Source organism: Succinimonas amylolytica DSM 2873, from assembly GCF_000378405.1.
Classification (GTDB): domain Bacteria; phylum Pseudomonadota; class Gammaproteobacteria; order Enterobacterales; family Succinivibrionaceae; genus Succinimonas; species Succinimonas amylolytica.
In genome coordinates this window covers 678,236-698,283 of the sequence record NZ_KB899636.1, presented here as the reverse complement: position 1 = coordinate 698,283, position 20,048 = coordinate 678,236, and the positions used below count along the sequence as shown (strand labels likewise).

At 46.7% G+C, this 20,048-nt stretch carries 17 protein-coding genes; 5 read left to right on the top strand and 12 right to left on the bottom strand.

The window, feature by feature from the left end:
- Together F557_RS18610 and F557_RS0103110 are read left to right on the top strand one after the other, a co-directional pair.
- Positions 1 to 249: hypothetical protein (locus F557_RS18610; RefSeq protein WP_044142584.1), on the top strand; the 249-nt coding region annotated here is incomplete at its 5' end.
- Positions 250 to 353: 104 nt separating this feature from the next.
- Entirely contained in the window at positions 354 to 2,060 is a 1,707-nt protein-coding gene (locus F557_RS0103110; RefSeq protein WP_019000799.1) for an ATP-binding protein, read from the top strand.
- A 131-nt stretch (positions 2,061 to 2,191) separates the two neighbouring features.
- On the opposite strand, the gene recO is transcribed toward F557_RS0103110, so the two are convergent.
- The 9 genes from recO to rpoE all read right to left on the bottom strand — a co-directional run bounded on the left by recO (position 2,192) and on the right by rpoE (position 10,428).
- A complete protein-coding gene (gene recO, locus F557_RS20940; RefSeq protein ID WP_019000798.1) occupies positions 2,192 to 3,235 on the bottom strand; it encodes a DNA repair protein RecO in 1,044 nt (347 codons plus the stop codon).
- A 2-nt stretch (positions 3,236 to 3,237) separates the two neighbouring features.
- Positions 3,238 to 4,158, bottom strand: a complete 921-nt coding sequence (era, locus tag F557_RS0103100) for a GTPase Era (protein ID WP_026297724.1) — start codon at positions 4,156 to 4,158, stop codon at positions 3,238 to 3,240.
- A 13-nt stretch (positions 4,159 to 4,171) separates the two neighbouring features.
- Positions 4,172 to 4,894 carry a ribonuclease III gene (gene rnc, locus F557_RS0103095; RefSeq protein ID WP_019000796.1) on the bottom strand — a complete coding sequence of 241 codons (723 nt, stop codon included), beginning with the start codon at positions 4,892 to 4,894 and terminating at the stop codon, positions 4,172 to 4,174.
- Positions 4,895 to 4,897: 3 nt separating this feature from the next.
- Entirely contained in the window at positions 4,898 to 5,794 is an 897-nt protein-coding gene (lepB, locus tag F557_RS0103090) for a signal peptidase I (RefSeq protein WP_019000795.1), read from the bottom strand.
- A gap of 22 nt (positions 5,795 to 5,816) precedes the next feature.
- Positions 5,817 to 7,610 (bottom strand): translation elongation factor 4, encoded by a 1,794-nt coding sequence (gene lepA, locus F557_RS0103085; protein ID WP_019000794.1) that lies wholly within the window; start codon positions 7,608 to 7,610, stop codon positions 5,817 to 5,819.
- Positions 7,611 to 7,702: 92 nt separating this feature from the next.
- Positions 7,703 to 8,164: a SoxR reducing system RseC family protein gene (locus F557_RS20935; protein WP_019000793.1), complete on the bottom strand. Its 462-nt coding sequence runs from the start codon at positions 8,162 to 8,164 to the stop codon at positions 7,703 to 7,705.
- Positions 8,165 to 8,180: 16 nt separating this feature from the next.
- Positions 8,181 to 9,149 (bottom strand): MucB/RseB C-terminal domain-containing protein, encoded by a 969-nt coding sequence (locus F557_RS0103075; protein ID WP_019000792.1) that lies wholly within the window; start codon positions 9,147 to 9,149, stop codon positions 8,181 to 8,183.
- A gap of 21 nt (positions 9,150 to 9,170) precedes the next feature.
- Positions 9,171 to 9,824 (bottom strand): sigma-E factor negative regulatory protein, encoded by a 654-nt coding sequence (locus F557_RS0103070; RefSeq protein WP_169335153.1) that lies wholly within the window; start codon positions 9,822 to 9,824, stop codon positions 9,171 to 9,173.
- A gap of 10 nt (positions 9,825 to 9,834) precedes the next feature.
- Positions 9,835 to 10,428: an RNA polymerase sigma factor RpoE gene (gene rpoE, locus F557_RS0103065; RefSeq protein WP_019000790.1), complete on the bottom strand. Its 594-nt coding sequence runs from the start codon at positions 10,426 to 10,428 to the stop codon at positions 9,835 to 9,837.
- A gap of 270 nt (positions 10,429 to 10,698) precedes the next feature.
- On the opposite strand from rpoE, the gene F557_RS0103055 reads away from it, so the two are divergent.
- The 3 genes from F557_RS0103055 to nadB all read left to right on the top strand — a co-directional run bounded on the left by F557_RS0103055 (position 10,699) and on the right by nadB (position 15,162).
- Positions 10,699 to 12,486 carry an O-antigen ligase family protein gene (locus F557_RS0103055; protein WP_019000788.1) on the top strand — a complete coding sequence of 596 codons (1,788 nt, stop codon included), beginning with the start codon at positions 10,699 to 10,701 and terminating at the stop codon, positions 12,484 to 12,486.
- Between the two features lie 215 nt (positions 12,487 to 12,701).
- Complete coding sequence (ribA, locus tag F557_RS0103045) at positions 12,702 to 13,325, top strand: GTP cyclohydrolase II (RefSeq protein ID WP_019000786.1); 624 nt, start codon at positions 12,702 to 12,704, stop codon at positions 13,323 to 13,325.
- Between the two features lie 196 nt (positions 13,326 to 13,521).
- Positions 13,522 to 15,162 (top strand): L-aspartate oxidase, encoded by a 1,641-nt coding sequence (nadB, locus tag F557_RS0103040; protein WP_019000785.1) that lies wholly within the window; start codon positions 13,522 to 13,524, stop codon positions 15,160 to 15,162.
- Between the two features lie 411 nt (positions 15,163 to 15,573).
- Here nadB and F557_RS0103035 read toward each other — a convergent pair whose 3' ends face one another.
- From F557_RS0103035 to F557_RS0103025, 3 genes are all read right to left on the bottom strand, one after another.
- On the bottom strand, positions 15,574 to 17,493 hold the full coding sequence (locus F557_RS0103035; protein ID WP_019000784.1) for a methyl-accepting chemotaxis protein: 1,920 nt from the start codon (positions 17,491 to 17,493) through the stop codon (positions 15,574 to 15,576).
- Positions 17,494 to 17,921: 428 nt separating this feature from the next.
- Complete coding sequence (locus tag F557_RS20930) at positions 17,922 to 18,920, bottom strand: ABC transporter ATP-binding protein (protein WP_019000783.1); 999 nt, start codon at positions 18,918 to 18,920, stop codon at positions 17,922 to 17,924.
- A complete protein-coding gene (locus F557_RS0103025; RefSeq protein ID WP_019000782.1) occupies positions 18,901 to 19,920 on the bottom strand; it encodes a FecCD family ABC transporter permease in 1,020 nt (339 codons plus the stop codon). Before F557_RS0103025 ends, F557_RS20930 begins: the two co-directional genes overlap by 20 nt.
- Between the last annotated feature and the right edge of the window lie 128 nt (positions 19,921 to 20,048).

The following is a 20,048-nucleotide window of genomic DNA, read 5'->3' as shown; positions in this document are numbered from 1 at the left end:
GACTTTGCAGTGCTGAGACATTCAATGCCCAGCGGATTTGGCTCTATTGAGGGAGCTAAGTCTACGGCTGTGTTCTCATCATTTCATGAAACCTGCAAAGCTCATGGAGTTGACCTGGAAGATTACCTTGAATTTCTGTTCAGATATATGGGTATTCACAGAGACGAACTGAAAGATGAATCGCTGTCTGATGAAAGAAGAAATGCTATTCTTGAGCAGGCTATGCCGTGGAAATTTAAGAAGGCCTAAAGTGCTGACTTTAGACCTAATACATTCGTATTATCACTCCATCGGCACACGAGGCAGGACTGGAGCTCACAGTCACCATCGACAGATCAGTCCCTGATAATCTGATGGGGGATCCTCTCAGAATAGGACAGATCCTGACAAATCTTATCGGTAACGCCGTAAAATTCACCAAAACCGGGAATGTTGCCTTAAGCATAGAATCCGACAATTCCAAAAAAAACACCGGCAACACTTGCTGGATCAGGTGCGAAGTCAAAGATACCGGCATCGGGATTACCGAGGCTCAACAGACAAAACTGTTTTCAGCATTCAATCAAGCAGATGCCTCTATTGCCAGAAAATATGGCGGTACCGGTCTTGGCCTGGTAATAACCAAACACCTTATCGAGGAAATGCACGGGCAGATCAGCGTTTTCTCATCCAAAGGAAAGGGAACCACTTTTTCTTTCAATCTGGAACTAAAAAAGGGAGAACTCGCCAGTCTGCCGGTACCCAAACAGCTGGATACCATTAAATACCGGCAGGTGGTACTGGTGGAGGCAAACACCTGGGTGCGAGAATCCATCAAGAAGCTCCTGGAGGACTGGCATCTCAATGTAATTTCTCTGGCCCGGCTAACCCCGGTAAGTTCCCTGCCGGATCGTGACGAATACAGATATCTCCTTATCGGACTCGGCAAAAATTTTGACTACAACCATTTCTATGCTGACTTTATGGGGCTTCCTCTCAAAAAACTGGATCGGGTAGTTATCGCCATTAACACCATGGACGAAATGATAAAACAGAAGTTGCGAAGACTATCTCCCAAGGTATCAGTAATTTCAAAACCGGTTATTCCGGAAACGTTGCTGGATGCCCTCAAGGGTATTCCCGAAGAAGAAGCTTCGCAAAAACCGGAAATTCCCGCCGGCATATACTCCCGCTCCCCCAGTGATTCAGCTTACACGTATACTGGAAAAAACGCCGGCACCGGTTTGATGGATCAGAACAATAATCTTAACATCGCCGAACGCCGTCATCTCATTCCGGCCACCATACTGGCAGTTGATGATAATCGGGCCAATCTGCTTCTTATAAAAACCCTGCTATCGGAAATGGCCGCCAACATCTATACCGCAGAAAGTGGCGAAGAAGCTGCAGAGCTTTGTCTGCACACGGAATTTGACCTGATCTTCATGGATATCCAGATGCCGCGAATGGATGGTCTGGAAACCATGAAAAACATCCGGGAAACCACTCCGAATCAGAAAACTCCGATTGTTGCAGTTACTGCATTAGTGGTGCAGGAAGAACAGGACCGCTTTGTAAAGGAAGGAATGAACGACGTGCTGTCAAAACCTCTGGATGAGGATTCCCTCCGCCGCCTCGTTCTGAAATATTGTAATCACCTGATATCAGGCAACAACGGAACAGCCTCCGAACTGGCAGCCGTGCCAGCCACAGATCTTCCGGAAGAAAATACAGCAAATTCAATCTGGACGCTCCGGGACGCTCTTAAGGTTTCCGCAAATAAAAAAGAACTGGCCCGAGAAATGCTGACCATGCTCCTGGAATCCCTGCCGGAATTCCAGGACCGGATGCAGCATAGGGAAGAGGTATCTCCTGAAGAACTAGCCCGGATTATTCATAAATTTGCCGGATCTGCTGTTTATAGCGGCATGCCCGGAATCAAAAAGCTGTGCAACACTATCGAATCAGTTCTTCGAGAAACCGGAAACCAGGAGGAATGCGAACCAGAGCTTCTGGAGCTCGAAGATCACCTGGAACGCATAAAGAAAGAAAGTCCAGAGTGGCTGAAAATTCTGGGTTAACATTAACTGCCTGTATCCAGTGGTGATGTTTCATCATTAAAAGCACATTAAGCAACGCAAAAACGGAGATGAGCAAACTCTCATCTCCGTCATCAGTTCAGCTTATCAGAAGTCCGCCCTGATATCGTCTGTCACAAATCAAAATTCTCATCCCTTTCCGGATCCGGGGACTCGTCTCCGGCTTCACGGATTCCTCCTGAATCAGCTCCCGCAACAGAAAGCGCTTCAGGTTCCAATCCAGGATTCTGGGATTCTCCAGTCCGGTTTTCATTTTCTGCTATCGTATTACCTTCAAAAGCGCTAATGTTTCCCACCGAATCGGAAACCTCTGTCGCACCGGACTTGTCCAGAACCTCATCACCGCTCTTTACCCCTGTGTCGGATTCACTCCCTGACGATTCAGCTACAATTTTTTCCAAAATTTCGGGGGAACTCTTTCCGACATTGAGATAATCCCGGTAAAGCTCTCTGCTATACAGCACCTTGCCTTCCAGAAGAATATCCAGATTTTTCTTAATCAGATTCTTCATTGCCTGCATGGCATGAGGAGAAAGATTCTCCCCGGTTCTAAGCGCAATAATATCGGCACCATTATACGCATCATTCATGGAAACACCGCCAATCATGCCCGGAATAATTTCCCTGAAGCCAGTACCGCTTTGATATACGTACCACTTTCGTGGCATGATCGGAACCCCGGAAGAACTGTCAAAGCTGAGATCAATACCATACCCCAGTTCTTCAAGAAGCACCAGCTCAAACTGTCTTAAAGCCCAAGACTCCGGATACCCTTCCTCAAGATGTGTCAGAACATCGAGATAGGCGGCAAACAAAATCTGACTGTTATCCTCAATACGGTACAGTGCCGCAATAAGCTCATTAGCATACAGAGCCGAAAACAGAACCGGAGGAATGTACTGAAACTGCCGGCCGCTAACCTCACAACATACCAGAGTTTTTAGGGATTTATCCATACCTCCCAGAGTAAGCTTCAATGGCACAAAAACCTGCAATGCAGCCTTAAGACTGCTTCTCTTGCTTTTGGCTCCCCTGGCAACAAAAGATATCCTTCCAAAATCGGCGGTAATAGCATCAACCAGAAGCGAATTTTCCTGATACGGCACAGCGTGGAGCACAAACCCCACAGTATTTTTTTGATTTGATTTACTGTACATTACTAACTTTCAAAATCCATATATCCTAAAGAACGAAGGGCTCTGGCATCATCAGACCACCCGTTCCTGACCTTAACCCACAGCTCAAGATAAACCTTATTTCCGAGCATTTTTTCTAAATCCTTTCTGGCTTCGGTTCCGATGGTTTTAAGCTTCTCTCCGCCAGTTCCGATAATCATTTTTTTCTGGCCGTCTCTTTCCACCAAGATCACTGCAGAAACGGATACCCCTCCGTTCTTCCTAACAACATACTGCTCGATCTCGACAGCGACACTGTAGGGCAGCTCCTGACCGGTAAACCGCATCAGCTTTTCACGAATAATCTCTGCTGCCATGAAACGCATGGAACGGTCCGTAACATAATCCTCCGGAAAGCAGAACTCTCCCTCAGGAAGATAGGATCTGGCAACTCTGCGAAGCTCGTCCACATTGGTTCCCTGCTTTGCCGAAACCGGTATGACATCCCTGAAAGTCATCATTCCCGACAGCTTTTCAATTATCGGCAGAAGCTCCCGTTTATCATGAAACTCATCAATTTTATTTATAACCAGAAATACAGGAACAGCGATTTTTTTCAGTTTTTCCAGCACCATCTCGTCATCAGCAGTCCATCTGGTACAGTCTACTACAAAAAAAACCAGCTCCACATCCCGAAGCGAGCTTTCGGCTGCCCGGTTCATCAGAGTATTAATAGCTCTCTTTTCCTCGGTATGCAGTCCCGGGGTATCCACATAGATGGTCTGGTAATTACCATCGGTATCAATACCCACAATTCTGTTTCTAGTAGTCTGGGGTTTCCGCGAAGTAATAGACACCTTCTGTCCCAGAATATGGTTCATAAGAGTGGATTTGCCGGCATTAGGACGTCCGACAATGGCCACAAAACCGCAATGCTTTACTGATCCGGAGTTATCGGTTTCCATAAAAATCCCTGTATCAATCTCGAGCTGAATGCGCATGTATAAGATCAATAACTTTCTGAGCAGCGCACTGTTCAGCGCCTCTCCTGGTTGAACCGTATCCCACAAAAGGCTCCTTGGAAAGACTGCATTCCAGGCTTACCGTAAACTGCTGGTTATGATCTTCGCCTGTAATATTAACAACCCTGTATACCGGAAGCTGACAATGTCTACCCTGAAGATATTCCTGGAGCTGGGTCTTGGGATCCTTCTGCTCAAATCCCGGATGAATATCCTTCAGCTTATCGGCAAACCAGGTTCTCACCAGATCCCGGGCAAGTTCAAAATTTCTGCCGGAATCCAAATAAACAGCGGCCAGAGTAGCCTCTACCACATCAGCCAGAATGGACTCACGACGAAAACCGCCGCTTTTAAGTTCTCCCGGCCCCATAATCATATATTCACTAAGGTTAAAGCTCCTGGCAATCTCCGCCAAAGAGGACTCCCGAACCAGGGTGGAACGCATTCTGGTCAGATCTCCCTCGCCTGCCTTGGCAAAACGGTGATAAAGCTCATCGGCAATTATAACCCCGAGAATAGAATCTCCAAGAAATTCCAAACGTTCATAATGCACAGCGCCGGCACTCCTGTGGGTAAGAGCCTGAATAAGATACCCGCGATCATTGAATGCATATCCGATGGTTTTTTCGTAACAACCCAGCTTTTCCAAACTGCTTTCAGCCCTGCGAGATGCTTTCATTTTCTAATTTATGCCACCTATTCTGTCAATCCTAACACCGCCATCCATGGTGCAGCTGAACCATACTGCCACAGCCCGTCCCAGAAGATAATCCTCCGGAACAAATCCCCAGTAGCGGCTGTCACGGCTGTGTTCGCGGTTATCTCCCATGACGAAATAATGCCCCTCCGGCACTAGCCACTCGCCATGAATATTCCCAACCACATTCGAAGTGCCGTCATCAAAAAACGGCTCCGGAGACATCACACCGCGATCTCTCATGATTCGATGCTGCACTCCCAGCAAATCTTCATTTCCCATAACTCCGGCTTCACTGGAATAGGCCGGATTTCTTTCAAGATAAAGCTGCTCGTTTTCAGGAAGTTCTCTGGCAGTAATCGGCTTAAAATCCGTACCGCCCTTTTCCTGGATATACAGTTGCCCTTTGCTAACCAGAATACGATCCCCTGGAAGACCAACAATCCTCTTTATGTAGTCTATGGAAGGATCCTCCGGAAATTTAAACACCACAACGTCACCTCTGGCCGGAGTGCCGGTGGCGTAAAAAACTTTATTGGTAAACGGATTCCGAAAACCGTAACGAAACTTTTCAATAAGAATAAAATCACCACGCACCAAAGTCGGCATCATGGAGGCAGAGGGAATGCGAAACGGCTCGTAGAGAAACGATCTTACCAGAAGCACTGCCAGGAGCACCGGAAAGCAACTAACCAGATTACCCCAGATTCCACCAGACTCCAGTATTTCATTCTTTTCCCGGCGCGTCAGAGGAACCCTGGCTTCAGCTTCAGCCTTTTTAAGCTCCTCCTTCCTCTGCTTTCGGAAGCAGAATACGTCAAACAGCCACATTATACCTGTAAGCGCCGTGGCTCCAACCAGAACCAGGGTAATCGTATTCATTGGAATCTCCTCTCAGTCGCGCTTAATCGCTACCCACCTGCAGTATCGCCAAAAAAGCAGACTGCGGCACCTGAACACGGCCTATAGCCTTCATACGCTTTTTACCCTCTTTCTGCTTTTCCAAAAGCTTTCTCTTTCTGGTAATATCTCCACCGTAGCATTTTGCTAGCACATCCTTTCTAAGAGCTTTCACCGTGCTTCTGGCAATAATCTGATTTCCAATAGCTGCCTGAATGGCAATATCAAACATCTGTCTGGGAATAAGTTCCTTCATCTTGTCTACCAGCAACTTGCCACGATTCATGGCATTGGACTTATGGGTAATCACCGCCAAAGCATCAACTCTGTCTCCGGCAATGAGAATATCCATACGCACCATATCGGCAACCTGAAATCTTTTAAATCCGTAATCCAGGGAAGCATAGCCCCGGGACACGGATTTCATTCTGTCAAAGAAATCCAGCACCACCTCCCCCATGGGAATCTCATAGGTTAGTGCCACCTGGGCTCCATGATAAACAAGACCTGTCTGGATGCCTCTCTTTTCCTGACAGAGCTGCATGACATCCCCCAAACACTGTTGCGGCATCAGCATCCGGCATTCCGCAATGGGCTCACGAATCTCCGAAATAGAATTAACCGCGGGAAGATTGGCAGGAGAATCCACCATCTGGACGGAACCGTCAGTCATAGCCACCTCATATACCACGGTAGGAGCTGTGGTTATAAGATCCAAATTGTATTCTCTCTCAAGACGTTCCTGAATGATTTCCATATGAAGCATTCCAAGAAAGCCACACCTAAAACCGAAACCCAAAGCCTTTGACTTCTCAGGTTCAAAAAACAACGAGGCATCGTTCAACGACAGCTTGTCAAGGGCATCACGAAAATTTTCATAATCATCTGTTGCTACCGGAAACAGTCCCGCATAAACTTGAGGCTTCACCTTCTTAAAACCGGGGAGAGGTTCAGAAGCCCCGTCCTTGGCATTAGTTATAGTGTCTCCAACCGGAGCTCCGTGAATAGTCTTTATACCGCAAACCACCCATCCTACTTCACCGGAAGTAAGTTCCTTGCGATCCACTCTCTTTGGAGTGTAAATACCTACCCGATCCACACTCCAGGACACTCCGGTGGTCATAATCTTTATCTTGTCCCCAACCTTTATGCTCCCATCCACCACTCTGACCAGAGAAACCACACCCATATAATCATCAAAGTAGGAATCTATAATCAGAGCCTTGAGAGGGCCCTCCGGATTGCCCCGGGGAGCAGGAATTTTTGAAACAATCTCCTCTAGGACCTGGTCAACTCCGACACCTGTCTTGGCAGAACATCTCACCGCCTCAACCGCGTCTATACCCACAATATCCTCAATTTCATCGCAAACTCGTTCGGGTTCTGCGGTGGGCAGATCAATTTTGTTAAGTACCGGCAGAACTTCAAGACTGAGATCCACTGCCTGATAGCAATTGGCCAGCGTCTGCGCCTCTACCCCCTGAGTAGCATCAACCACCAGAAGGGCTCCCTCACAGGCAGCCAGAGAACGTGACACCTCGTAGGAAAAATCCACATGCCCTGGAGTATCAATAAAGTTGAGCTCATATTCCTGACCGTCCTGGGCCTTATAGTTCAGCGTCACGGCCTGAGCCTTGATGGTTATGCCCCTTTCTCTTTCAATGTCCATAGAGTCAAGAACCTGTTCCTGCATTTCTCTGACCGTAAGCCCGCCACACATTTGAATCAGACGGTCGGAAAGGGTTGATTTACCATGATCGATATGGGCGATAATTGAAAAGTTTCTAATATTTTTCATATGTTTTCAGGAACAGAATTCAGACACAAAATACTTTTTAGCTAAGACAGGTGAGGATTATAACAGATTAAACGCCGGATCTTTTGATGATCTTATGACTTTCGTTCAGTGCCACATCCCGGAACGGTCGGCAAAACACCAACCATCCTAGGAGCCCAAATAGTTTTAACGAACACCCTAGAAAGAAACACTGCCAGGCAAAAACCAAACGTAAGACCGAGGAAAGCCCCTCCTATTCCGGCAAAATCATTTTTGAACATCTGCTCAAACAACGCAGCACCGGAAATAAGACCGAGCAGGGGAACCACATAGGCAATAAGAACGCTTATCATGATTGAACTGTCAGGAATCCCAATGCGAACAACATCATTGACCCTGGCATTTAGAGAATTCGGAACACTGAAAACCACCGGCTGTTTAGGAGGGGAACTATTGTCTTCGGGACACGAAGAATTCCTGTCAGTACATGCCCCGCAAATCCCGTTAAGTCCCTGCGTGCAAATTGCAGTCCCGTCCGCAGCAACACTCGTAACCACAGCCAGTGTCTCAGTCATATGCTTCTTTGACAAACTATTCTCCCCGATAAGATTCGGCAATCATCTTTTCGGCCTCCAAGGGAAGATCTCCCACCGCTATTATTTCATAAGGCGGAACCTGATGACGATACAGATTTGTTCTGCCCTGTCTCACCACTGGAAAATCCATGTTTCCTATCAGGGGAATCCGGTAAACAGAAAAATCCGCAATACCGTCAGAATAGACCACATGCTCCACCATATCCAGTCCATCCCCCAGAGCATAGCGCTGGGAAAACACCGGTTCGAAACCGGAGGGAATGTCCTGAAGAGTCCAGGAAAACCGTTCTGGACTCCCGCCGTTTTCCACAGGAACCGGAAATGACTCACTGGCATTCTCCACATTCTGCACTTTGGCATTTGGAGTATCCATTACCGCCAAATTCACGGCATTGAAGCTTTCCACCAGATTATTGTTGTGAGACACCACTTCAGCACCAAGAAGAATATTCGTCTTGGAATCAATATGCAGAATATAGCTGTACCGGGAATTATCCACGGCTGAAAGACGAATCTCTCGGGACAACCTACCGGCCACACGCTTTTCCCCGGTAATGTACGGAGTATAGGACTTCAGTATCTTATCGGCCGAAACCTGCATCAGCCTGACAAAAACAGAAGGCAGGAGCGCATTCTTGACAGCAAAAGGCTCCGTACCATATGCAAAGTAAACAATGAGATCTCCCTTGGTGAAATACCCCGAGGGCTCTCCATCAAGAAACAGCCAGTGGGAAATACTGCCAGCAGGCGTAATGCCATGGGAAAAAGATACTGGCTCTATCTGTCCGGCACTGACCCTGGTAAACAGGAGTTCATAATTTTTAGAAACCGAGGCTTTCTGCATGTTCGCAAAAAGCACCTTGCCACCAGTACTGTCGGCAGATAAATCAAAATCCTCCGCCTGAGCCAGTATTGTTATCCCGGCCAGCAGAGGAACAACCAAACACTTTAAAAAAGTCCGCATCAAAGACTGTATCCTGTCATTCTACATACCGACAGTTCTTAACACCCTCTCGTGATCGTTAAGGATCGCATCCAGAGTATTCAGCTCCCGGCTCTTCTTTTCCTTGAGTTTTTCCATCTCGCTGGCTTCACGGTAATGCTGGGATTTAGCATTATATACGCCTGTCAGATTTCCGGAACCGTCAGGAATGGCCGTTACCACCGGACTCACACTGGTATTCGTAACAGGAGCTGCTGTTACCCCCTGATGTCTGCCCAAATAACTCTGTTCAGCAAACTTTCCAGAGGCGTTTTCCCCGCCGTTCCAAAACTGCACTCCGAATACACAGAGACATGCCACCCCGGCGGCTACTGCAATTTGTCCCAGATCATGCCACATCCTGCTAAAGCGCTTCCGGGCAGCCTTCTCTGCCAAATCATGCGGTACTGCATCCGCATCATTAGCAGCCCTCTGCTGCAACGCCGGTTCACGGGAAACTTCAAGAGCCACAGTCTCGGACAGCGCCTCAAAATCAACTCCTTCCGGTATTTCATTTCTGATACCGGCACGGATTTTTGACATGGCTGCAAACTCCTTCATAACCTCCTCGTCACTCAGGAGACATTCCAGAGTCATATCATCGACTGCCACCCCATCAAAATAAGCCGAAAGAAGTTCTTGCTGTTCTTTAGTCATAAACACACCCTTAAGCATTGCCCTTAAGTCTTTCTCCGGCGTCAGTAAGCTTTCTGTTAATGATTTCGCGAGCCCTGGAAATACGGGATTTTACCGTACCCACAGGACATCCCATCACATCAGCAATCTCATCATATGACATATCATCAATCTCTCTGAGAGTTATCGCCTGCCTGAGATCATCCGGAAGAGCCTGAAGAGCCTCCTTAATTACGCGCTTAACATCAGTACTTTCCAGAATATTTTCTGGATTGTCTCTCTGATGCAACCTTTCCGAACCGTCGTAAGCCTCGATGTCAGGAGTATCCACATCAACGGATATTCCCCTGCCGGCATTCTTTACAACGAAATTCTTTGCTGTATTGACAGTTATACGGTAAAGCCAAGTGTAAAATGCACTCTCCCCACGGAAGCTTTCCATTGCCTTATAGGCTTTAATAAAGCTTTCCTGCGCTATATCCTGCACATCGGCAGGATTAGACGCAAATCTCTGAGCAATTCCGGCAACCTTGTACTGATACTTTTTCACAAGAAAATTAAAAGCCTGCCTGTTCCCGCGCTGCACCAGTCTTACCAACTGTAAATCAGCATCCTGCTCGCTCATGAAATAAGGTTCCCATAACTGTCTGGAACTCAGCTACACACAGTTAGACGTGTGTATCCCTGAAAAGTTCAATACCAGGTAAAAATAAAAAGTTAATATCCAAGATTCCGAACTTCCGCCTCGGCTGCAAAAACCGGAGATCCGTCATATTCTAACACAATAATGTCATCTCCTCCTTCCAATTGCAGTAACACCAGAAGCTCCGTCGTCATCCACGTGTGCAATGCCAATAATTAAAGTAGAATATGTTCTGAAATTCAGGAGGAAAAAATGGTACAAACAGTCAAGGCGGTATTGGGACTCATTCTTTGCATCTACTTCTTTTTCGCTATGCATATCAAATTTCCGGCGGAAGCTATTGGCTTGGGAAACCCTGCGAATCTGCTGACTTTGGCACTGGGTTCCCTGATCATCGGATGCGGAATGATTTGTCCTTTTGCCAGACATACCAAAGAGGTGTATTTCTCAAAGCTTCTTCTTCCTCTTGCACTGGGGACACTGGCCTTTCTTATCGCCTCACTTATCCACCTCTGGCAAAAGGGCCTCGTGAATTTCGAACCGGCCATCTGGGGAGCTTTGACAACCCTGCTGGTATTCGCCATGGGACAGCTTAGACTTTCATGGGAGGCTATTCGCGACGTACTGAGTATGATCGCCATATCAGGAATCATCGAGGCAGCAACCGGGATCTCTCAGGGAAGGCATGATCAGGAGGTTTCCGGCAGCTTTACGTCTCCATGGATACTGGGGATATTTCTTGACACCGCTGTGGCAGCATCTCTCTGGCTCCTGATTACCTCAAAAAAGCTGAATATGCTAAGACTGCTTACCACCATCGCAACAATAGTTACTGTTCTTGCAGCACTGATGTACATCAGTGATATGACGCTTTTCAACATTGCGATTGCCGTTTTCATGATAGCACTATTCTCATTTTCAAAAACCGGAAACAAGCTGTCATCAAAGGACAGAGCTCTGATATACGGCACTATTGCTCTGTCGTTTATCGGAATAATAGCTGCCATCTTTCTTTCAAGGTTCGAAAGTTCCGGAACGGCAGTCCATACAGATGAAGCTCTCCTGATTATGGAATCTGCTCCCGTTTCTGGACATGGCTTCGGAACTTTTTCCAGAATTCGTGCCGAATGGCTGTTCAACCATCTTCCAGACCTCGGATACACTCCGAAAAGCGAAGGCAATCTTTTGCGTTACCTCGCCATCGAGGGGGGCTTCCCTGCTCTTGTCGGAATCATCACGTTCCTTTACGCCATAGTGCGTACAATTCTCGGCGAGGACAGAAGACTTTATGACAGTCTGGGAATCACCATACTGTTCCTACCGATCATCATTTCGTGCGTAATAAACTCCTCTCTGGAGGCCGCCTATATTCTGCCCCTCTGTCTGGCCATCTTTGCCGTAATTGCAGATTCTGTCAATTCCGGAATTATTTATAAATTCAGAAGCGTAGAAGCTATGACCGGAATCGGTGCACTAATTCCGGTACTTGTCCTAGCTTTTGTCATAACCGGAATGATCAGTCTCCCGCCTATGAACAGAATGATCTCCTCGGAAACGTTTCATCTCAGTGAAAAAAACAGAATAATAAATCCTCTTCCCAGAATGGGAGAATTCACCAGAGGCCGTGATACTGAAGCTCTGGCAAATGCGCTGAACACCGGAATCCCCGGACTGATACTGGAAGCGAGGATGAATCTGAACAATTCTCTGCCCTACACCGTTAATTGCAGTACACTAAAAGTAGCACAGGAGGCCGATGTATTCCTTGCTAAAGAAAAAGAACTTCTTTCCAAAGGAGCTCCGGGCTTCAATATTCCCGAACAAGAACGTACAAAAGCCTTCGTGACCTATATCTGCGGCGATTCCGACATATATCTTCATCCGGATCAAAAATTTCGGGCAATGTATTTCCGTTACAGAACCCGTCTTATGAATTCTGAAAAGGAACATCATATAGAGGGCGTCTCTCCCCTGATTACCAGTACAGTACCCTACATCATGTTCAAAACATTTGAATTTTATGCAGAAAAAGATAAATAAGGATTTTTCCGGAGTATGACGTTCCAGCTCGACCGGCAAGCGGATCTTCGACGGGCCTCTTAAAACCGGAAAGTGGTACATACTCCTTATCACCGGGACGGCAATTCCCGGCGTCAGGAAAAAATTATCTGCTCCGTATTTGTAAAAAATGCTCCAATGGTGCATAATCATCCCCTCAGGGAGAACAGTCAGAAATGGATTCAGAATTACAGACAATGTCCGGCTTGAACACCGATAATACCGTCATCATCGAAGAAACCGAAGCTGCACAGCTTCCCACCCCCTACGGCATTTTCACCATCAAAGCCTTCCGGGATTCTCAGCTTAAAGAGCATGCCGCTATCTTCATGGGAGATCTCGCCTCATCTGAACCCGTGCTGGCCAGAATACACTCGGAATGCCTCACAGGGGATACACTATTCAGTCTCAAATGCGACTGCGGCTTTCAGCTTAAGGCTGCTATGCAGAAAATCGCAGCTGAAAAAAGAGGCGTCATTCTCTATGTTAGACAAGAAGGCCGCGGCATCGGACTGTTCAACAAAATCCGGGCCTACCACCTAGAGGACAAAGGGCTTGATACCGTGGATGCCAACGTCAGACTGGGATTCCCGCCGGATGCAAGACGCTATGAAATCTGCGCCGACATGTTTGAGAGATTAGGAGTAAAGGAAGTGAAGCTCCTGACCAACAATCCCACAAAGGTTGAGGAAATGCAGAAATACCACATCAATGTGGTGGAAAGAGTACCTCTTGAAGTGGGCAGAAACAAATATAACAACGATTACCTCAACACCAAGGAAATCCGCATGGGACACCTTTTAGGCCACCAGCCGGACTAACAACAGCCCCGGAAGATCCGGGGAAGTTTGTTGTCAGCAGTACTTTACAATTCTGGTTCTCAAAATTCGTCTCCCCTTTCTTCTTTTTTACTCCGGTGCTTGTTCTATGAAATCCCTCCATCCGGTGGCAAAAGTCACGCAAACTGCATTTCAGCGTTGTAAAATATCACCATCATAACAACCGGGACTATTTATCATGGATGAAAATTCTGCAAACAGACATGTGGTTCACCACACTGACGTTCTGATTATCGGCAGCGGAGCAGCCGGTCTTTCCCTGGCATTGTGTCTTGCCAAAAGGTCAAACGTTACAGTTCTCTCAAAATCCGGTACTAGTGCCGGTTCTACAAACTACGCCCAGGGTGGTATAGCAGGAGTGTACAACACCTGCGATGATCATGATTCGGTGGAAGAGCATATTGAGGATACCATGATCGCCGGCGGCGGAATCTGCGATCGCAGTGCTGTGGAATTCACCCTCAAAAACGCTCATGACAGTATTGAATGGCTCATCAAGGAAGGGGTTCCATTTGATGAAAAAGAGGAACCCAAAACCGACGAACAGTCCCCCTATCACCTGCATCGTGAAGGAGGACACTCCCATCGCCGGATTTTTCATGCCCAGGATCATACCGGACATACCATTCAGGACACGCTGATCAATCAGGCTGCTCAGGATCCTAATATCGTTCTGCTGGATCACTACAACGCCATTGATCTCATTACCACCAAAAAGCTGGGACTTGCCGGAAACCGGGTGCTGGGAGCCTATGTTTTTAACATCAAGACCAACCAGGTGGAAACAATTCTGGCCAAATTCGTAGCACTCTGCACCGGTGGTGCTTCCAAAGTTTACCAGTACACCTGCAACCCCGAAGTATCATCAGGAGATGGTATAGCCATTGCGTGGCGTGCCGGCTGCCGTGTAGCCAATATGGAATTCAACCAGTTCCATCCTACCACTCTCTACAATCCCAATGACCGGAATTTCCTTTTGACCGAGGCTCTCAGGGGCGAAGGCGCCTTGTTAAAAAGACCTGACGGCACACGCTTCATGCCAGATTATGATGAAAGAGGCGAGCTGGCTCCTCGTGATATCGTAGCCAGAGCTATCGATCACGAAATGAAGAAACTGGGCGCGGACTGCATGTTTCTGGACATCAGCCACAAACCTGCCGAATTCATCACCAAACATTTCCCCACCATTTACGAACGTTGTCTCAAGGCCGGAATCGACATGACAAAGGAGCCAATTCCTATTGTGCCTGCCGCACACTTCACATGCGGAGGTGTCATGGTTGACCGACGCGGCCGAACCGATATCGAATGTCTCTATGCTGTAGGAGAAGTTTCGTACACCGGACTTCACGGAGCCAACCGGCTGGCATCCAATTCTCTTCTGGAATGCGTGGTCTACGGTAGAGCTGCTGCAGAGGACATTCTAGCCCGACTTCCCATCGCTATTGAGCCTCCGGAGGTTCCGGACTGGGACGACAGCCAGGTCACTGATGCCGACGAAGAAGTGGTAATCCAGCACAACTGGCACGAACTCCGGCTTATGATGTGGGACTACGTAGGCATTGTTCGCACCGACAAGAGACTGGAAAGAGCTCTCCACAGAATAAAGCTTCTCCAAAGCGAGGTTCATGAATTCTATTCAAACTTCAGGGTAACCAGCAATCTTCTGGAGCTTAGAAACCTGCTTCAGGTTGCAGATCTCATCGTCCGTTCGTCCATGAAGCGCAAAAACTCCGTGGGACTGCACTACAATGTTGATCACCCGGAGCCTCCAAAGGACAGCAGGCCCACGATTCTAAATCCTTTTGAGAATATGTAAACCAGCCGCCATAAAACGGTAATGTTGCATTCAAACGATGTTCTCCAGATTCTGGAAACATCGTTTTTTGTTCCGCAGAAAAATCAGCTATGAATTCTGTAAATGCAATATTAACAAAACTGTTTTTCAATTGCGGCACCAAGGAATATAACCTTATTCATTTCTCCCGCAAATCCTCTACGTTCTCAAGCGATTGCCGAAAACTCCTGAATACATCTCTCCAAAACTGGGAAATCTAAATGCACTGTGTATAAGTTTGGGTACAAATTGCTTACAAGCTGTGAACATCCTATGAATAACATGTAAATTCCTCTGCGGACAACGGGATATAAAGGGGATATAAAGGGAAGATACAGAGGCTCAATAAAAAACGGGGCTCAAACCCCGTTTCATCATAAACCGGAAGCCGGACTAGAATCTGTTATTGGGGGATTTCGTGGTATATCCTTCCAGAGTACTGTTTAGCTCATCAAACTGCAATTGCAGATTATTGGCAGTTTCTGCATACTGATTGGCATCATCCAGAATGGCCTCGGCAGATGTTCCGGCATCGCAGATATTGCTGGAAACCTCACTGATGATGCGGTTCTGATTTTCGGATATCCGTACAATCTTCTGGGTAAGATCATTGATTTCCTTGAAGGATGAATTAATGAGAGTGAAGTGTTCGGAAGCCTTATGGGTCTTGTTTACCGCTGTAAGACAGGTGTTGATGCTATCCTCCATGAGGTTAATGGCATTATTGTTGGCCAGAAGCAGCTTGTCGATAGTGTTCTTGATATCCACCGTAGCCTTCTGAGTGCTACCGGACAGGTTGCGTACTTCATCTGCCACCACGGCAAAGCCGCGGCCGTGTTCCCCGGCTCGGGCCGCTTCAATGGCTGCATTGAGAGCCAGGAGATTCGTGTTGCTGGAAATTTCGCTAATGCTGTTGTTGAGGCTGACAATAGCTTCAGTATTTTCCTGCAGATTATTAAGTGCCTCCTTTGTGTTTTCAAGTTCGGCGTTAAGGTCATTAATGGAGTCTGCCACATCCTGAATCAACCCCTGAAGATCAGCGCAGCTATCCGTAGTGTGGCTGATCTTCTCGGAAGTATCTACCATTTCTGACGCCACACTGGTTGTCTGCTCCATAACTCTGGCGATAAGCCCGTTACCGTGCTGGAGGAGATCCATCTGGCTACGGGATTTTTCCTTAAGATCTATACTTTGATTGAATACGTCCTTCGATACGTCAGTGAGGGTAGCAGCTGAATTCTTGAAGGTATCAATAAGTGAGGACTGCGCGTCCAGGAAAGTGTTAAAGCCCTGTTCCAGGTTTCCGATCTCATCGCGGGTACGCACCCCTATACGGCGGGACAGATCTCCGGAGCCGTCAGCCATCCGGGCCAGAAATCCGGAAATGAAGTTTATGGGCTGGATTACCTGCACAGAAAGATACTTGTGGAGCACTAAAGCCGAAATCGCAAGAACTATCAGGGAAATAATAAGAATTATCTGGTAATTTGAGGAGTTTACAGCAACCTGACTTGCCGGAACAACAAAGCAAAAATACCAAGGTGCATTGTTAATCTTACGAACCATCATAAAATAGGGGACGCCGTCGATAGTAAGGCTGGCCAGATTTCCGCCAGTGTTCTCACTGGCCTTCAGTGTTTCATCAGTGAATACCGCATTGTATTTACTGACATCCTCCATAAATACTTCGCTTTTGTCGGAAATGATCACCTTGTGATTGTCTGTATAAAGTATGGTAAAGCCGTCCCTAGGAATGGAAATTTTGGAAAGAGATTCCCTGAGCTCGGATATTTTCACATCAGCAGCTACCACGCCGCCCTCTGCCATTCGGGCCATGCCGATTACATTTTCGTTAAAAGTAAAGTCCTTGTAGGGCTGACTGATATTAACGGTGCTCTTTTTGTATCCTAGCTGATACCAGGGCCTCTTCCGGGGATCATAATTTGATTTGCGGTACTGCTCCAGAGTTTTCTTGGTGGAATACATATCGCCCTCAGCCTCGGTACCATAATAAACACCACCGAAGTTAAGCGCTGTGCCAATCATTATCAGATTGTCCCTGTTTTTAAGAAATTCCAACTTTTCCTGAGCCAGGGTATCCACTACTCTCATACGATCGTGAAGCCAGGAGTCAATGATATTGACACTGTCATTAACCAGAGAGGCAAACATGGCAGAACCAATTTCGAAGTTTTGTTCGTTAACTTTGCGATCCTTGATATTTAAGTAGATACATATAGTGACCAGAAGCAGTATAAACGGGACTACAACCCCTATGAATATTTTGAATTTCAAAGATCTGAGCCCAAACACAACAATCCTCCCTGTCTACGACCTGCTCAAAACACATGAAAGTACTTTCATTTTAACTTACTGCCACGATGCAATAATGGTAATCGTTTCACAAAGGGATAGATTAATGCAGTCTTTAAAAAATAATTCCGCCGGTATCAAAAAATACCATTTAAACATGATTTTAAACAGGCTTCACGTCTGTATTGTTCACAATCGCATATTCTCTAGATGAAATACTCTGGATGCTTCTTGTCACAATTGAGTTCATCCGGAACGAAGTCATATTTTGCGGCTTCTGACTAAAATTCTGACTTAAAAATAAATATTGAGCACATTCGAATATTTTTATATTCGCATTTGATAATAATTTAAATAATTCAGAATTTCCAGTGTTCAGAACAATTCGTTATTATGACATAAAACAAACTTAAGAACTGCATGAAAACTCACGAAAAACTTCCTAACAGATCGCTGAAAACAGGGTATCGTATACCGGAAAGACTTTCTCTGATCTCCGCCGGGGTAGCATAAATATCCTCCAGAACCCTGGAAGTAAGTTCCTCAGCCGAAAACTCCCGGAATTCTCCGTTCCTTAAAAATGCTCCGATATGCCCGGAACATCCTTTAAGATTAAGAGCAAACAGCGGATCATGAGTTACAAACAGGATCCCCGGAGAAACGCCGGCCTCGCTGTCTACAAACCGTTCTACAGATTTCCTGGAATTATTATCAACAGAATTATCAATAGATTTATTAACAGTTTTTTCAAAAATATCCACAAGCTGTTCACGATTGTTATTAACTTGCTCGCAGCTATGTTTTCTCTGTTTCTGAGAACTTCTCTCCGCTATAAAAAACTCATGGCATTTGAGTATTCCCCGGATAAGCTGATAAAACTCGGCCTTTTTACTAACATCCAGATTAGCCTCTGGCTCATCAAGAACCAAAAAAACGCCATCCTGCATAAGAGCTCTGGCCAAAGACACCAGAGCTAATTCCCCACCTGATATTTTATCAGTGTAAGAGTTTCTAAGATGCAGAATCCCCAGTTTCTGAAGAATAGCCTCGACGTCTTTACTGATACTGTTTCTTCCCCCGGAATCCCCGGTACCTGTTCCCGGAAATCCGAACATCCCCCGAGCCCGCCCTAAAGCCACTGTTTCACGCACTGTAAGCGGAAAACCAGCGTTAAAACGCTGGGGAACATAGGCAAACACACCGCCCTTTCCGAACCTCCTTCTTGCGGCAGTAGCTTCAATAACCGGTACACCATCAAGAAGAATCGTTCCGGATTTTCGGGGAATAAGCCCCATTATCGTTTTCAGAAGCAGTGATTTTCCGGTGCCGTTCCGTCCCAGAATAACCAGAAATTCTCCCGAGGAAACACTGCCATCTACTTTTGCTCCGTTAGCAAGCTCAAGATCGCTAAACTCCAGTCTGGACATACTTCCTCCTAGTGAGATAGAGAAGCCCCAGAAAAAATGGCACTCCAACAATGCTGGTCATAATTCCAATAGGAATTTCGTGGGAAATAAGAGTCCGGGACAGAAGATCGCATAGTAGCAGAAAAGCTGCACCAGTAAAAAACGCACATGGCAAAAGAAAAACGTGGTTTCTTCCAAAGGAAAAACGCAAAATGCCTGGAACAATAAGAGATACCCAAGCAATAATGCCACCTACAGCAACGGTAGCAGACGAGGCCATGGTAGCCAGAAAAAGAATTATAAAAATAAGAGCTTTTACCCGCACCCCCTGTGTCTCGAGAACCTCATGAGGAAGAGTCAGCACATCCAGAGAACGTGAAAGGACGCACAACCCCAGCACCGGAACAAGGCCGAACACCGTAAGAATCAGCATATCCTGCATACTAACCCCATTAAGAGCTCCCATCATATAGTAGGAAGCTCCAAACATCGAACTCTCGTCAGGAAGGAAGTATCTTAAGAAATTAAGCACCGCCGAGAACAGCGCAGAAAGCACCACCCCTACCAGAATCAAAAGCACTGCCGAAAACCCACCGCTTCTGGTTATCAGAAACGCCAGCGAAATTACCAGCAGCATAGCCAACATTCCGGCACTGAAAGAGATCAGAGGAATCAACCAGAATCCAGCTCCGCATATGAGTCCCAGCATAATACCAATAACCGAACCGGCCGAAGCGCCCAGAAGATCCGGAGATACCAAAGGATTCTGAAACACTCCCTGATACGAGGCTCCTGAAACCGCTAAAATACCCCCGGCGAGTAATGCCGCCAGGGTTCGGGGCAGTCTAATCTCCCAGAAAAGCGTCTTTTGCGTTGCAGATAGATCCCACGGCAGCAAAAAACCCGAGGCCCCCAGCACTAAGGAAAGAAAAAACAGTCCGGCAAGTCCGGCAATAATAGCGAACAAATATACCGCCCCGGAAAAATTACCGGCGTCCCCCCGAAATAACCGGTGTTCCATAAATACCCCCTCTCCTTCCAAAACAAAAAAAGGGGAAAGACCGTAATCCTCCCCTTTCCCTGATTTCTCCTGCAGCGTCAGAGCATACTAATACAGAATACACTCTTCAGAACGTATTTCCCAACACC